Origin of the sequence: Catenulispora sp. GAS73 (assembly GCF_041262085.1) — a bacterium.
Classification (GTDB): domain Bacteria; phylum Actinomycetota; class Actinomycetes; order Streptomycetales; family Catenulisporaceae; genus Catenulispora.
On sequence record NZ_JBGCCM010000067.1, the window covers coordinates 21,293 to 35,298 of the forward strand.

The 14,006-nt window shown below is 66.7% G+C and carries 17 protein-coding genes; 6 read left to right on the forward strand and 11 right to left on the reverse strand.

Annotated elements, in window-relative coordinates:
- Positions 1-48 precede the first annotated feature (48 nt).
- A complete protein-coding gene (locus tag ABH935_RS49345; RefSeq protein ID WP_370384956.1) occupies positions 49-309 on the reverse strand; it encodes a hypothetical protein in 261 nt (86 codons plus the stop codon).
- A 238-nt stretch (positions 310-547) separates the two neighbouring features.
- Between ABH935_RS49345 and ABH935_RS49350 the strand changes: the two genes are divergently transcribed.
- Entirely contained in the window at positions 548-1,225 is a 678-nt protein-coding gene (locus ABH935_RS49350; protein WP_370384957.1) for a response regulator transcription factor, read from the forward strand.
- Here the strand turns inward: ABH935_RS49350 and ABH935_RS49355 are convergent.
- Together ABH935_RS49355 and ABH935_RS49360 are read right to left on the reverse strand one after the other, a co-directional pair.
- Positions 1,180-4,824 carry an AAA family ATPase gene (locus ABH935_RS49355; protein ID WP_370384958.1) on the reverse strand — a complete coding sequence of 1,215 codons (3,645 nt, stop codon included), beginning with the start codon at positions 4,822-4,824 and terminating at the stop codon, positions 1,180-1,182. The two genes, ABH935_RS49350 and ABH935_RS49355, sit on opposite strands and share 46 nt — an antisense overlap.
- Positions 4,821-5,744, reverse strand: coding sequence for an S-4TM family putative pore-forming effector (locus tag ABH935_RS49360; protein ID WP_370384959.1), 924 nt, complete (start codon positions 5,742-5,744; stop codon positions 4,821-4,823). Before ABH935_RS49360 ends, ABH935_RS49355 begins: the two co-directional genes overlap by 4 nt.
- Positions 5,745-6,252: 508 nt before the next feature.
- On the opposite strand from ABH935_RS49360, the gene ABH935_RS49365 reads away from it, so the two are divergent.
- Positions 6,253-6,504: a hypothetical protein gene (locus tag ABH935_RS49365; RefSeq protein WP_370384960.1), complete on the forward strand. Its 252-nt coding sequence runs from the start codon at positions 6,253-6,255 to the stop codon at positions 6,502-6,504.
- Positions 6,505-6,583: 79 nt separating this feature from the next.
- On the opposite strand, the gene ABH935_RS49370 is transcribed toward ABH935_RS49365, so the two are convergent.
- Positions 6,584-6,868: a hypothetical protein gene (locus ABH935_RS49370; protein WP_370384961.1), complete on the reverse strand. Its 285-nt coding sequence runs from the start codon at positions 6,866-6,868 to the stop codon at positions 6,584-6,586.
- A 30-nt stretch (positions 6,869-6,898) separates the two neighbouring features.
- Here ABH935_RS49370 and ABH935_RS49375 point away from each other — a divergent pair, with 30 nt between their 5' ends.
- Positions 6,899-7,237: a hypothetical protein gene (locus ABH935_RS49375; RefSeq protein WP_370384962.1), complete on the forward strand. Its 339-nt coding sequence runs from the start codon at positions 6,899-6,901 to the stop codon at positions 7,235-7,237.
- A gap of 85 nt (positions 7,238-7,322) precedes the next feature.
- Positions 7,323-7,655: a hypothetical protein gene (locus ABH935_RS49380; RefSeq protein WP_370384963.1), complete on the forward strand. Its 333-nt coding sequence runs from the start codon at positions 7,323-7,325 to the stop codon at positions 7,653-7,655.
- A gap of 14 nt (positions 7,656-7,669) precedes the next feature.
- Here the strand turns inward: ABH935_RS49380 and ABH935_RS49385 are convergent, their stop codons facing one another.
- The 5 genes from ABH935_RS49385 to ABH935_RS49405 all read right to left on the reverse strand — a co-directional run bounded on the left by ABH935_RS49385 (position 7,670) and on the right by ABH935_RS49405 (position 10,980).
- On the reverse strand, positions 7,670-7,795 hold the full coding sequence (locus ABH935_RS49385) for a hypothetical protein (RefSeq protein ID WP_370384964.1): 126 nt from the start codon (positions 7,793-7,795) through the stop codon (positions 7,670-7,672).
- Positions 7,792-8,163 carry a hypothetical protein gene (locus tag ABH935_RS49390; protein WP_370384965.1) on the reverse strand — a complete coding sequence of 124 codons (372 nt, stop codon included), beginning with the start codon at positions 8,161-8,163 and terminating at the stop codon, positions 7,792-7,794. The genes ABH935_RS49385 and ABH935_RS49390 overlap by 4 nt, the downstream gene beginning before the upstream one ends.
- A 611-nt stretch (positions 8,164-8,774) precedes the next feature.
- Positions 8,775-9,377 carry a hypothetical protein gene (locus tag ABH935_RS49395; protein ID WP_370384966.1) on the reverse strand — a complete coding sequence of 201 codons (603 nt, stop codon included), beginning with the start codon at positions 9,375-9,377 and terminating at the stop codon, positions 8,775-8,777.
- A gap of 413 nt (positions 9,378-9,790) precedes the next feature.
- On the reverse strand, positions 9,791-10,645 hold the full coding sequence (locus ABH935_RS49400) for a site-specific integrase (protein WP_370384967.1): 855 nt from the start codon (positions 10,643-10,645) through the stop codon (positions 9,791-9,793).
- A gap of 80 nt (positions 10,646-10,725) precedes the next feature.
- Positions 10,726-10,980, reverse strand: a complete 255-nt coding sequence (locus ABH935_RS49405; RefSeq protein WP_370384968.1) for a hypothetical protein — start codon at positions 10,978-10,980, stop codon at positions 10,726-10,728.
- Between the two features lie 645 nt (positions 10,981-11,625).
- Here ABH935_RS49405 and ABH935_RS49410 point away from each other — a divergent pair.
- The gene (locus ABH935_RS49410; protein WP_370384969.1) at positions 11,626-12,201 is read left to right on the forward strand and encodes a transposase; all 576 of its coding nucleotides are present in this window, start codon (positions 11,626-11,628) and stop codon (positions 12,199-12,201) included.
- The gene (locus ABH935_RS49415; RefSeq protein WP_370384970.1) at positions 12,140-12,547 is read left to right on the forward strand and encodes a transposase; all 408 of its coding nucleotides are present in this window, start codon (positions 12,140-12,142) and stop codon (positions 12,545-12,547) included. The genes ABH935_RS49410 and ABH935_RS49415 overlap by 62 nt, the downstream gene beginning before the upstream one ends.
- A 19-nt stretch (positions 12,548-12,566) precedes the next feature.
- Here the strand turns inward: ABH935_RS49415 and ABH935_RS49420 are convergent, their stop codons facing one another.
- Together ABH935_RS49420 and ABH935_RS49425 are read right to left on the reverse strand one after the other, a co-directional pair.
- Positions 12,567-13,127, reverse strand: coding sequence for a hypothetical protein (locus ABH935_RS49420; protein ID WP_370384971.1), 561 nt, complete (start codon positions 13,125-13,127; stop codon positions 12,567-12,569).
- 166 nt (positions 13,128-13,293) lie between these two features.
- Entirely contained in the window at positions 13,294-13,788 is a 495-nt protein-coding gene (locus ABH935_RS49425; RefSeq protein ID WP_370384972.1) for a hypothetical protein, read from the reverse strand.
- Positions 13,789-14,006 lie beyond the last annotated feature (218 nt).

Here is a 14,006-nt window from a genome sequence, read left to right on the forward strand (position 1 = left end):
GTCTGCCACAGTGCAGTCGCTGAACAGCCGGAAGAATGCCACCCGGCATTACGGATCGGACCGCTCCCGGCCCCGCAGGGCACTCTTCAGATTCGCAGCCACCATCTCGACTACGTCAAGAGGTATGTCGTGCCGGGTGATGCGAAGCTCGGCGAAGATCCGCCTGGGCCCCCAGTCCGGATGATCGGCGGCGACGCGGCGGATCGCCTCGTAAGTCGCTTCGGTCGGCTCGGGCAACCCTTCGGGCGCGGGCCGACGACCAGTCAGGGGAACGTAGATGGGAGTGCCGGTACCGTCGTCATAGACCATCAGGGCCTCCGCAAGAGGGGTCCTAGCCCTTTTGAGGCTATGAACGACGGTTCGCGCGGGTCCATGACAGAGATGGCAGGCTCCTGACCAGTAAGGCGGGAAGCTGCCGGAGCACTGTCGCAAACCACTGACCGGTAGTGCAGGATGGCCGGATCGAGACACGCTCGGTTGTCGTGCCGACTCTCGCCGTCTACCCGCGCGGACCCGATGGGAGCTCGAACCAGCGGTGGCCCTCCCCGTGGCGATCGTCGATCCGCTTCCGGTCTACCGGCACGGGATCGGCGCGATACTGTCGGCCGCCGGGCATACCGTGGAAGCACCGAATGACGCTCTCGTGTGGGCCGACAACAGACGGGACTGCCTGCTCCTGCTCAGTCTCTGCACCGAACACGACTGGGGCCTGCTGGCGCAGCTGTCCACCAGCGTGGTGGGTCGATTCCTCATCGCACTCGTAGACGACGATTCCGGGCTGCTGGGTGCGCGGGCCATGCGAAACGGCGCCCATTCGGTGTTACCCCGCGACGTCTCCATCCGTTCGCTGGAGCGAGCCGTGGCCGCCACCATCGACGGCGACGCGGTGATGCCCGCGGAAGTCGCGCGAGTTCTCGCAGACAGCGTTCGTCCGGCTTCTGCGCAGAGCGAGCCGGCCCTGTCCGCGGAACAGCTGTCGTGGTTGCGGTTGTTGGCCGGAGGCTCAACCGTGGCGCGAGTCGCCAGGGAGGCCGGGTATTCAGAGCGGGCTATGTTCCGTCTGCTGCAGACGCTCTATCGGAAGCTCGGAGCGGAGAGCCGCATTGAGGCAGTCCTTCGGGCCCAGGAACTGGGATGGCTGAGCGGTGCCCCGGAAGCGGCGAATCAAAAGCCCGCGCCTCAGACGATCGCTGCGAGGACCGGACGGAGCAAGTCCGCCCGGTGACCGTCATGATCGAGCTGCTCGATGAGGAATCGCAGCTGCCTGACCAGCCCGGGCGCCGGCTCGGAGGCCCTGCGTTCGATGCGGAACGTCTCGATGGCCGGTAGCAGCGAAGTGCCGTTCGCCAAGGCCTCGGCACACAGCGTCAGGCCAAGCATGTCAGCTGCTGCGAAGTCGTGATCATCAGCGTCGACACGCTCCTGAGCCTCCTCGCGCAGCTGCGCGAAGAGCTCGGTGGCCTTGCGCACCTCATCGCAGCGCCATGCGACAACACTCCGCAAGGCGGCTATGAGCAGGAACTGCCCCGCGCGCCGATGTCGGACGGCCAGCTCGATCTGCCAGCGAGCTGCCGGGAGATCGTCACGCTGCAGGTGAATCACGCAGAGCGTCGTCCGGGCCTGTCGGAGAACCACCGGATCACGTTGTTCCAACGCCAGCTCGACGGCCCTGTGGGCGTTGTGCTCGGCTTCGTAGAGGTGGTTCTCGGCTCCCGTGCGGCTGAGCACGCCACGGAGCCGAACTGCCAGATCGGCGGCGCCGTCCAGGTATGAGGCCTGCGCTGAGATGTCGTCGTACCTGTCCGAGAGGTTATTCTTGGCGCGCGCGAGCATGCTCTCGGCTTCGTTCATGCGGTCCACGTCAGCGAGCCAACGCGTGAGTTTCAGAGCGTTGCCGAATGCCCGCCGCGACTCGGCGGCTTCCGCGATGGCCAGCGCATCGTTGCCGAGGCGGATCGCCTCGGCGAACCGTCCCGACGCCCGCGCGCAGTCAGCGAGGCCCTCCAGCGCGGCGGCACGATCCTCAGCGGCTTCTTCCCCTTCTTCCTGAGCGATGGCTAAGCCGTTGGCGTATTGATCCGCAGCCTTGGCGAAGTGGTTGTGTTCGAAGTACATCCAGCCTCTGTCGATGTAGATCCGCCGCAGGTCCTCCATGGAATGGTGCGACTGCGCGAGCGACAGCGCTTTCCGGTACGAACCGTCCGCCGCCGCGAACAGTTCAAGGGAGGAGTACAGACTCCCGAGTGCAGCGTGGTTCTCCATCTCGGCATAGGGGTCGTCGAGCTTTCCTCGCACCCCCTCGCGGTGCTCGCGCAGCAGCGTGCCCTGGTTCCACCGACGAAGCAACCGATCGATCTCGACAATCGCCTCGTGTGCCTCATCGCACATGCCCGCCCGCACCAGGATGTCGACCTGGGCGAAATGCGCGTACAGGTCGCTGGCTCTGGTGACGTTGTCGTCGTTCTTCTTCTCGGACTCCAGAACGCGCGCTGCGAGATGGAGAAGGTGACGCCGCGTGGGGCCATCGGCGGTCGGCTCGTAGGGGTCGCCGTACGGCAGGTGTTTGAGAACCAGGTCGATGTCGGCACGGGGGAGATAGTAAGACTCGTCACGGGACTTTCGGATGATGCGTCGTTGGGTGGCGGTGCGCAGCACCTCGTGGACCTGCTTGGCGGGGAGGACCGAGTCGAGGAGCGCGCTGACCGTCGACTCGGCGACGGGTGTGCCGAACGCCGCCAGCGCCTCGATGACCCGCTGCTGTCCGACGGTCAGACCGCTGATGAGCTTGTCGGTCAGCTTCTGGGGAACCTCCTCCTCACTCATCGCCGCCAGCCAGGCCGGGACGTCTTCCGGGCCGAGGTCCCGGTCGGCCCACCCGAGCAGCGCGTGGAGGAGTTCGGCGAGCCGTGGGTTGCCGCGTAGCCGGCGGTGAACCTGGGCGAACGCGCTCGGGGCGAGGGCGGTCAGCCCGTCCTCGTCTGCCCCGTCGAGGCTGGCGACGAATTCGCGGAAGTCCGGCTCCTCAAGGCCCGACAGCGGTATCCGGCGCGCGGAGACGGGCCACATCACCGTCCCATCTCCCCGCGGCACTTCCTGGCCCACCAACACGACCTTCACTTGGCCGCCGGACCGAAGGGACAGCATTTCCAGAGTCTCATCCAGATCCGGGTCGCGCAGTCTCCCGGCGTCGTCGAGCAGACACTCGGCCGACTCGACGATGAAGACGAGGGGGGATCCCGTGTAGGTGTCAAGGGCGGTTTGCATGCGAGCCCGGTAGGCCGACCCGGACATGTACGACTTGCTGGGAGCATGCTCCTCGATGGCGTTGAGAAATGCCTTCATGTCGAGCCGAGTACTGTTCGCGGCGTCATGTCTGCGTACCCTGCGGTCGCTGACCTCTTCGGCGTCCCAGCCCAACTCGATGAGGACCTGCTCCACCAGCCGAGTCTTACCCGCGCCGGTCGGCCCGGTGACCGTGATGACTTTGGTCGCGTCGTCCTGAAGTTCGGCCCGCAGCCGCGCCCTTTCTTCTTTGCGGTCGACGAACTCGCGTGTGGTGCGGACGCGGGAGGATGCCAGCCATGGCACGGGCACTGCGGCCGGCGGCTCGGCGCACATCTCGGGGCCCAAGCGGCGCGCTCGACTGGCGGCGGGTACCTCGCCCGGCACCAGTTTGTGAGCGAGTCGAGCGGCGAGCCGGAAGCTCCACCAGCGTCCGTCCTGGCCGACCGAGTTATACGCGGCGTGCAGCAGCGCCTGCGCCAGACAGGAGATCCGCGCTTGAGCCCGCCAGGCGTCCAGCCAGTTGCGCGCGAGGAAGGTCCCTTCCGGGGACCACAAGGCCCGTACGACCTCGGCGAACGTGGACCGCGGCCGGGTGGCTGATCGGCCTGTGGCCGTCGCCCCGTCGCTGATCACGTCCCTGATCAGATCCTCCTGGTCGCGCGGGTTCAGCTGGCCGGCCGACTTGGCGATCAACGAGACGGCCAACGTGGCGACGTCACGGCTGAGCGGCGCCCGGTCGTCGTATTCGGCGAGATCGATGAGCCAGAAGCGGTCACCCATCGGCTCGTCGTCACAGTGCGGTATCAGGATGTTGTCAGCGTGAAGGTCGCCGTGGGAGCGGCCGACGAGATACGTCAGCGGGCGATCGTCGGCGAAAGCACCCGACGGCAGGAGCTGGAACGGGTTGGGCAGCACCTCACCGGGCACCACCTCGATCCATGAGCAGGCGGGATCCAGAAGGTTTCGATCTTCGGCCCAAGCCCGTAGCCAGCCGTCCTCACGGATACTGTCGCGTAGCTCGAGCTCCAGCAGTTCGGCCACGGTGCCGCTGCGGTGCTCATAGTCCCTGGAGACCCATTCGGTCAGGAGACCGAGACGGACTCTGTCACAGGTTTCGGCGAGAGCGTTCGTGTCCACCATGGACAGGGGCCGATTCCCGGCCAAGGAGCCGCCGGCGATTTCCTGCACGATCACTTGCGCACCGTCCGGGCACAGGATCGGCCCGTGAATGATGGTGGCCAGGTGGTCGTCGGCGAATTTCCCGGGGCCGATGTTGAGGGCAGCACGGCTGCGTCGGCCCTCGTCGCTGGGCCGGTGCCGACCGGCGGGGACCATTTTGGCGATATACCGTTTCGGCGTCTTCGGCCCGCTCTTGTTCGACAGAATGACGACGACCAGCCGGGCGCCGGAGTTACCGCACGGCAGCACGCTCGAGTCGTCCACTTCGACAGTGAGATTCCGCTGGTCGAAATGCTCCAGGACGGTCTCCGCCGCACCCTCGTCGGCGAACAGTCGCGCAAGACGGTCAGTGGTCGTCATGGCGCCGTCGACTGGGACGGGCCGACTGGTCCGAGGGCGGCGAGCTTCGCTTCGAGCGTCTTCATCTTGTAGCGGAAGTCGGCCGCGTCACTGTCGTGGAACCGCCGGAAGAACCATTGCGGCACCCGGGGTTGCTGAAGCCGCGTCTGGAACAGGACGTCCTGAATCTGCCGAGCGAAGACGGCGAAGGAGTCCGCGGACGCGAGCACCGGTGATGCTGGATCGGCGGTGACGGCCCGGACGAGGCCGACCGCGCGGAGGCGGTCATGGGCGACGGACATCTGGGCGCGGAACATGTCCAGGCACCAGAACAGCAGCCCCAAGGCGGGCACGAACCAGGTACTGATCAGATGGTTGACCGTCTCGCCGGTGGCGAGGGCGACAATGAGGCCGGTTCCGCACCACAGCACCGCCACCGTGCTGAGCAGGTTCGCGAACCGCCGGCGGACCCGGGAGCCCCATGCGAGGTTCTGTTCGAGGCAGAACAACACGTCGTACGGCTCGGGCACGTCGGCCACGAGGTAGTAGCCGCGCAGGCGGGCCGGATCCCGGCGGAAGCGACGGCTGAGCCGGCTCACCTCGTCGTCAGATATCCGGTCACCGACCATTACCCGGTTCCAACGAAGCCCGAACAGGTCGACGTCCAACATGTCCTGCAAGGTCGCGCTGGTTCGCAGGTACCTGCTCCGCCACGGCGCGATCAAGAACGAATAGACGACGACCCACACCGCGCCGGCGAGGGCCAGCGTCGCGGCGGATACCGCCTGGGCGAGGGTGCTGAGTCCGGCGACCAGAAGCGAGACGAGCAGGCTCGCCGTCTGCGCGAACTGTACGTGCCTGTGGGTTACCGAGATCGCCTGAAGCAGGTTGATGGACTCGGCGCTGTCCTGTAATCGCGCGATTCGTCGAGATACCGCCATCGACCCTCCCCGGTTCGCGAATCAGAGTTCTTTCGTGATCGCTAGTTGAGTGTCACACAGGGAGATACGCGACGATACCCTACATACTCATGATTCTTCCGACAAAGGCTGGCCGGCGAGAGTGGGTCGGGTGATGGCGAGTATTTTCGCGTCCAGACTTGTTAGAAGGTTGATGTCGGCCGGTGCGGCATGTTGAGGCAGTGCTCGACAGGGTCTGGATACGGTCCCGGTACGAACGTCCCGGTATCGGTCGGCAGCGTCCGGCATCCTGGGCCGGGTCCCGGAGCGATGGGCTTGGATCTCGTGACACGGTGCTTCTAACTCGATGGCCTCAGGTTCGAATCCTGCCGCGGGTACCTTCTGGCCTGGCGTTCATCTGCCAGCGCCGACCTCCGCGTGCGGAGAGAGCCAGCCGCAGTACAAGTACACGACGCTGACTTCGTTCCCTGACTCAGACGGTCTGTGATGACGGTGTGATGACGGACGTCGCGTTCGCTGCGGTCATCAGGTGGCACGCCCGGATGATCCGGTCCTGCAGTCGTTGCCACAGCCGTACCGGGACGTACTTGAGGTGCTCGACGACGCCGGGGAGCCTTTGCGGTCGGTGGATCTGTGCCGCAGCCTGGGGCTGGGCGTGCAGGCCAGGGTTACCGAGGCGATGCGCGGCAAGCTGAACCGGCTGACCGAGCGGGGCTGGTTGGTGAGCCCGGGATCAGGCCGGTATGCCCTAGCCCCTGGCGTTGTCGGGCGAATCAGGTGAACCCGGCGCGGACGACGGGCCCCTCCTCCAGCGTCGGAGGTGAGAAACCGTCCCGCACCGCAAGGAAGAACCCGCCGCGTCAGAGTACGCTCACGCCCCCGGACCCGAAGCCCGTTTCGACGCCGCCCGCGCCGACCTGAAGGAGATGATCTGCGCCGCGCGGGATCACAGCCGACGCGGAGGTTGATCGGCCGACGCCGCCGAGCGGGCCGTGGTCGCCGGCGGCCGCACCCTGGAACTGCACGTACTGCAAGGTTTCCACGACGCCCGCGCCGCCGCCGAGCGGCAAGCCCGCACCGATGGGAACCTGACGGTCCCCACCGACGCTGACGGGGTGCGGCATCGGCGAATCGAAGCCGGACACGCCCGGCACCTGGCCACCACCGTCGGGGCCGTGACGGCGCAGTGGCTGGCCTTCCGCGCCGCTGGAGCCCAGAACCTGTATCCCGGCGACGCCGAACTGAACCTGCCGACCGGGCTGCACTCCCACGAGGTCGCCAAACTCGCCGCGATCGAGTCCGTCCGCGGCTCGTTCGCCGACGCCGCCGAAGCCCTGACCCGCACCTGCGGCACCCCGGTCGCCGCGCCGCAGGCCGTGCGGGCGATGGCGATCACCGCCGCCCGGGACTTCGACGGCTTCGATGACCACACCGCGCCGATGATGAGCGACGCCGGAACGCTGCTGGTGCTCTCCGTGGACGGCAGAGGCATCGTTATGCGGCCGGCCGGCTGACCTGCGCGAGGCCACGCGCAGAAAGGCCGAGCGGGACCGGGCCACCGGCCGCCTGGGCAACGACAGGCATGCCGGGCACAAGAGAATGGCCACCATCGGCGCCGTCTACGACGCCGAACCCGCACCGCGCCGCCCACACGACATCATCACCCTGGCCAAGACCGGGAAGAAGAAGCACAAGAAGAAGGCCAGCAAGACCGGCCGCAAGAAGCGCCCCGGCCCGAAGGCCGTCCGCAAATGGCTCACCGCATCCGTGGCCGCCGACGCGGCCGACGTCATCGCCGCGGTATTCGACCAGGCCGAATCCCGCGATCCCGGGCACCTACGCCCCTGGATCGTCCTGGTCGACGGTGCGATCGCCCAGATCGACGCCATCCGCGCCGAGGCCGCCAAGCGGAACGCTGTCCTTGCCGAATAGTTCATCCGTGCTGGTCAGGCGGCTGATCGGTATTCGTTGATGACGCCGCCTGCGCGGCGGGTTCGTCGGGTACGGAAGGTGTCGAGGTCGGTGGCGTCCGGTGGCGGCGGCTTGAGCGGGGCGGTTGTGGACAGGCTCATGTGCGGCCGGTGGCTGTGTGGTGGTGTTCGTAGTCGTGCGGGATCTGGCGGAGATGTTCGTGGTTCCAGGCCAGGGTGCGGTTCGGGAGTTCGTGGCGGGCTGAGCCGATCCAGCGCTTCATGATCGGGTTCGTGCGCGGGGTCCGTACGTTGCGCAGCATGGTGCGGATGCCGGCATCGGCCAGGACGGTGTCGAAGGCTTCGGTGAAGTTGGAGCTGTGGTCGCGGATCAGGATCTTCACAGTGGTCGTGGCGTCTTTAATGTCCATGACCAGATTGCGTGCCACCTGCGTGGTCCACTCACCAGTCTGGTGAAGCGTGCTGCCGAGGATCTGGATCCGGCGGGTGGCATGCTCGATGACGGCCAAAACGTGGACCTTCGTGCCGTCCAGGAGATTGGCGGCCGGCAGTCTTGAGGATCTCCCAGACGGTGGAGGCGGCGATGCCGAGGGGCCAGCTCGCCATGGATCCGCCGATAGTCCCATGCCGGATTCTGGTATGCCATACGTAGAACCAGGGTCTTGATGTTCCGGTGCGTCGCCGGACGGCCGTCGATCGGACGGGACTTCTTCGCCCAGCGGTGCTGCAGCCGGTCGCGATGCCAGCGCTGGATCGTGTCCGGGGTGACGATCAGACGCAGTCCAGCACGGCGCGCTTTGGGTACCAGACCGAGCAACAGCGCGATCATCGCGCGATCTGCCCAGTCAGGGCGCGGCTGCTTTCCGGTCGCGGCGAGTTGGCGCTGCAAGACGGCCAGTTGGTGGCGTAGCAGCAGAATCTCGATGGTCTTGTGATCGTCGCCGCGCCACCACCACAATCGAAGCGTGGGGATGATGCGGACCGCTAGGACCTAGGCGAGGCGTAGGCACACAGGAACTCACGATCCCCCCGGCAGTCAATTGCCGTCACCATGATCTGCATATGTTGCCCGACCAGCATGGACGAGGTTCTCGGCAAGGACAGGCGGGCGACTAGCTTGTCAAGGCGCCGGCGGCAGCACCACCCCGGTCGGCGGCGTCGTGCTCCCGAAGTCGAGCTCGCTGACGATCTTGGCCTTGGAGAAGTCCAGCGTCGTGCCCTCGAACTGCGCCCCCTCGAACCAGAACCGCTCCGGCCCCACCACCGCGTCATCGAATCGCACCACGCCCTTGGTCAGCTTGGCCTCCCGCAAGTCGATGCTCCCGCGCAGGACGGCCTCCGAGAGTTCGATCTCGGTGCCGCTGAAGCTCGCGCGGCACAGATAGAACCAGCCTTCAACGATGGTCGAGCGGATGTCCACGCGGCCGTCCTCGAAGAGGGTGTCGCTGCAGTTCACAGTCGCCTTCGGCCCGACCAGGACCTTGCTCAGGTCGAGCCCGCCGGATTCGAACCGCGCGCCGCGCACGTCCAGCAGGCTTTTGCCGAGGAACTTGCTGCCGCGCAGCACCAGCGGTGCGTCAGCGACGAACCTGGCGCCGGCGAAGACCAGCTGGCCGTCGGTCAACTCGATGCCGTCGAGGTCGCCGCCGTCGATCAGCGCCCCGGTGAAGTCGAAGTTGCCCCCCTTGCCACGACACGACGGGGCGGTACGGCACGTGGTCATCGGCGTGCCCGGCCCCTTCGGGGCGCAGGTGGGCCGCGACGACCCGCATGATGGCGTGCCGGAACTGGCGGTCGTCGTCCCAGGCCAGCCGGGCCTCGATCGACGCGTCCGGCGGCGGTTCCAGGTCGTGGCCGCGCGCTTCTAATCCGATGGTCGCAGGTTCGAATCCTGCCGGGGGCACCCTCTGACCAGGTGCGCAGCCGCCAAACTCCTGAATGACAATCGCTATGTGCGACGCCTGAGCAGCTGATGGGAACGCCTCACCAGTCCCATGCACCCCACTGGCACCACGCTGTGCGGCTTCCTTCGGCCTTTCCGGCGGTGTATTCGTTATCCGGCGTGATCAACACCGCCAGACGTGCCTTCAGCGGACCCCGAACGTGCAGCCTTTGTGGTTGTCCCCAAGGCTCGACTTAGACAGTCACCTCCTTCCCCGTCGCCAGAGAGCCGATCTTGGACCGGGCCGCAGTCTTCAACGGTGTGGACGGGCCGGTCGGCGCGGGTCGTCGGGAACCGCGACGCCGACGCTTGCCGTGCATCGTCGGATCCGGTGGGCTGGGCTTCCTGCGCGTCACATGCTTCGAGCCCGGTGCACGCTGCCCGGCCTCCGCCACCAACCGCGCCGTCGCCTCCGCCGCGTCCATCGCCAACTCCGGCAGCACGCTGACGTAGGTGTCGGCGGTGAGCACGATCGAGGAGTGCCCCAACTGGTCGGAGACCACCTTCAGATCCACTCCCGCCTGCAGTGCCAGGGATGCCGCCCCGTGCCGGAGGTCGTGCAGCCGGATCGGCGGCAACCCGTGCTCGGCGGCCAGCTTCACGAACCTCCGGTAGAGATACTCCGGGGCCAGCGGCTGTCCATCGACACGAGTAAACACGAACCCGGAGGGCACCACGTTGCAGGCACGGCACTCAGCCTCCTGGCGTTTGCGATGTGCCTTCAACACCCTCGCCGTGGTCCGGTCCAGCGCCACCGTTCGCACACTCGTCGGGGTCTTCGGCGGCCCCTGGACGACCTCCCCGTCGCGCCGCTGTACCTGATGCGTGATGAAGCACAACCCACGCTCCAGATCGAGATCGCACCACCGCAAACCAGCAGCCTCACCACGGCGCAGGCCGCGCAGCGCGATCAGATGGAAGGCCGCGTACATCCGATCCTCAGTGATCGCGGCCAGGAACGTCGCAGTTTGAGTCGCCGTCCACACCACCACCGGTGGACGCTCGCCGGTGGTCTTCCAGTGCGCGATCAGGTCCTCGGTCCACACCACCGCCCTCGGACGATGCCGGCGCGGAGGCTCAGCCTCTCGTGCCGGGTTCCACACGATCAGTCCACGACGCAACGCAGCGTTCAGGCCGGCCCGCAGCGTGGCATGGATCCGCGTGATCGTGCCCCTGACAACGTGGAACCGCGCAGGCGAGTCCGACGCCTGGCAAGGACGGCGTAGAAGTCGTTGAGATCCGCGATGGTGAGCTCGGTCAGCGGGATGTTCCCCAGAACCGGGTTGATGTAGACGTTGATGTGCTCGGTGTAGGACACCCTGGTCGACATCGCCAGCCGAGCACTGCCGGCCACCCACTTCTGCAGCCACTCGCCCACCGTCACACCCGCCCTCCGGATCGGTCCCGCCCCGGACCCGAGCCAGCGCCGACTCAGCCGCCGCCTGATCCACGTGGCCGTCACGACGCATCACCTTCGACCGGCCCGCCAGGCCGTCCACCGATGGGACACTCACAGCGAAATACCACGACCCGTGGCCATCTTCACACCGCCGCGGACAATCCCCACCCTGTCGAAGGCCACACCCGCACCGCCAATACACCGAACCCGAACTAGGACTGGCCACCTGAACCACCTTCTCCCCACTGATGGTGACCGCGACCCGCCTGGCGCAGGCGCACGCCACCACCTTCAGTGTCCGACTGTCCGACATCACGGGCTATCCGGCGCGGCGATGGCGCGTCATAGCCGGGCTGAGCACATCTCGGTTGGCGCCCTGATCCATGTGAGTGGAGGCTGACGGTTGTGCCCCGGCTGCCTATGGTTGACACCTTCCGCAACCTCTTCGCCCACGACTCAGCAAGTGAAGCGGCACGCGAACAGGCCATCGTGATCACTAAGAGTCCGTTGCTCAACCGAACATGAGGCCTGATAAAGCCTCGTTTGGGTGATTCGCGAGTAACCGCAAGGCCTCCGGTGTAGCTGGTTGGTGTCTACGCAACCGAGCAGCCGGAGGCCTTGGTGTCTTCTTTGTATGCCATCGACGACGTCGAAGCCCCGCGGCACGCCGTATCGTGTGACTGTCTGGCACATCGCCATGGCAACGCCGCCAATCGCCCGGTGCGCCAGCGTGCGTATCCCACGGATCTGACCGACGGGCAGTGGGCCGCGATCGTTCCGATGATCCCGGTACCGGCCTGGATGGACGGTCGAGGCGGGCGCCCGGAGGGCTACTGCCACCGGGAGATGATCGACGCGGTGGCCTACCTGGTCGACAACGGCACGAAGTGGCGGGCGCTGCCGATCGACTTCCCGCACTGGCCGGCGGTATACCGGTTCTTCCGGCGCTGGCGTGACCAGGGCCTGCTGGCCGTGCTGCACGACCGACTGCGCCGGGGCAGCCGCGTGGCTGAAGGCCGCGCCCCGGAAGCGACCGCGGCGGTCATCGATTCCCAGTCGCTGCGCGCCGCGGAAACCGTCGGCAAGGCCCGGCGCGGCTACGACGGCGGCAAGAGGATTGACGGGACCAAGGCGGCATATCGCCGTGGCCACGATCGGGCTGCTGCTGGCTGTGTTGGTCACCGGCGCCGGGGTCCAGGACCGTGACGGCGCGAAGCCGCTGGTGGAACGGCTGCGCGACCGGTGCCCGCGGATCGCGCTGGCGTGGGCCGACGGCGGATACGCCGGCCGGCTGGTGTCCTGGACCGCTGAGACGTTCGCCGGGCTGCGTCTCGCGGTTGTCAAGCGCACCGACAAGCACCAGTTCGTGGTGCTGCCGCGCCGCTGGTGCGTGGAGCGAACTCTTTCGTGGATTGTCCGCAGGCGGCGGTGCGTCCGCGACTACGAACGACGCGCCGACACCCACGAGGCGATGGTCCGCTGGGCGATGATCACCTTGATGACTCGCAGGCTGGCCCGCGTCAGGAACGACGACTCAGCGCCTCGTCACTGATAGGCACCGGCTGACACAGTCAGTAGCCCCTCCGCCATTCCACTTCCGGGATCGCGCTCTCGGTGTTGTCCCAGAATCGTTCGCTCCACTGGCGTCCGATGAACACCGGACGGCTCAGGATCACGTCGCCGACCCGCTGGAACCGCAGCGTCACCCCGAACCCCTCGACCGACAGGTCGCCGCTCGGGGAGAAGTACGGAACCGTTCCCTCGGCGTCGCCCGCCTCTACGATCTCCGGCTCGACCACCGAGGGCAGGCGCCCGACCAGTGGCACCCTGCCGAGCGTCACCTGCGGCCCATACAGGGCATTGACCGCGACGCAGTACAACTGCTCCTCGATAGGCGTGTAGTAGAGATTCACCGCGTGCCGCCCGAATATCTTCTGTCTTGAGTCGGTCAGACGCGCGGAAAGCCCTACCCCCGGTTGATCCCAGACACCCTGATGGTCGACGAGAATCCCGTGCACGGCTGCCACGGCCTCGTTGTGACGCATCCCGAAGCGGAGCGGCCCGACGCTCTCGAACGGGACGCAATCCCATTGCAGCCGCTCGGCTTCCTCCAAAACCTCCCAGAGCGTCACAGCGCGAACCCCTCCCAAGACAACACCGCCGTGACGCCGTTCACCACGACGTCACGGCCGAGAACCGTTCGAGCTAACGGCACCGTGACGCCCCGCGCAACGCCGTCCTCAGCCACGCCCACCCCAAGTCTCGATCCCACCCAGAACCCCTAACATAGTCGCCCCGCTACCGTGCTACGCCGTCAGCGACCTTGAACACTCCCGGCGCCGACTCGATCAGCCAGCCGCACCGGACCAGGCGCTTGAGTTTCGACCGCGTGCCCTCGACCTTTGCCGGGATTGGCTCGAACCCCAATGCGCAAGCAGCGTCCTGGGCTCGAACCGCATCAGTGGACTGGACCAGGATCGTCCACAGCTGCCGATAGCCGGACGGCAGAACCCGCTCGTCCAAATCGGCACGCCACAACGGAACCTTCACCGGCCCGATCCCACTCTCGGCAGTCGGGAACACCGCCGTAACAGGATCCTGCCCGGCTCTGCCTTGCGGATCGTGGCCGGCGACCACCATGGCCAGCGTCGCCCTGGTGATCGTCACATGCTCCAGCGCCAGCTCGGCCTCACCCAGGGCAACCGACACCCGCGCGGCCTCCGCACGCAACTCATCGACCCTGGCCCGCACCGCAACCTCGTGACCGTCCAACAAGCTGTCCACCGAAACCACCAGCAGCCTCCGAAGGGAATCGAGCGATCCGTCACCCCGACCCTGCCACGATCACCGGCGGACTACACACGCAATCCGACACTATTTTCCCAGCTCAACGACCATATTTGATTGAGTAACAGCCTCTAAGCTTGTTCTTTAACCTACTGCCGCATTCTGCCTGGCAGTGAGGCTGAGTTCGCGTTTGACGGTTTTGCCGACGTCGTGGTGTTGCGCAG

Coding starts and splice junctions, on each gene's coding strand:
- ABH935_RS49345 (WP_370384956.1), bottom strand. CDS start 309: ATGGTCTATGACGACGGTACCGGCACTCCCATCTACGTTCCCCTGACT.
- ABH935_RS49395 (WP_370384966.1), bottom strand. CDS start 9,377: ATGACCACGTGCCGTACCGCCCCGTCGTGTCGTGGCAAGGGGGGCAAC.
- ABH935_RS49380 (WP_370384963.1), top strand. CDS start 7,323: ATGGCCACCATCGGCGCCGTCTACGACGCCGAACCCGCACCGCGCCGC.
- ABH935_RS49385 (WP_370384964.1), bottom strand. CDS start 7,795: ATGAGCCTGTCCACAACCGCCCCGCTCAAGCCGCCGCCACCGGACGCC.
- ABH935_RS49355 (WP_370384958.1), bottom strand. CDS start 4,824: ATGACGACCACTGACCGTCTTGCGCGACTGTTCGCCGACGAGGGTGCG.
- ABH935_RS49360 (WP_370384959.1), bottom strand. CDS start 5,744: ATGGCGGTATCTCGACGAATCGCGCGATTACAGGACAGCGCCGAGTCC.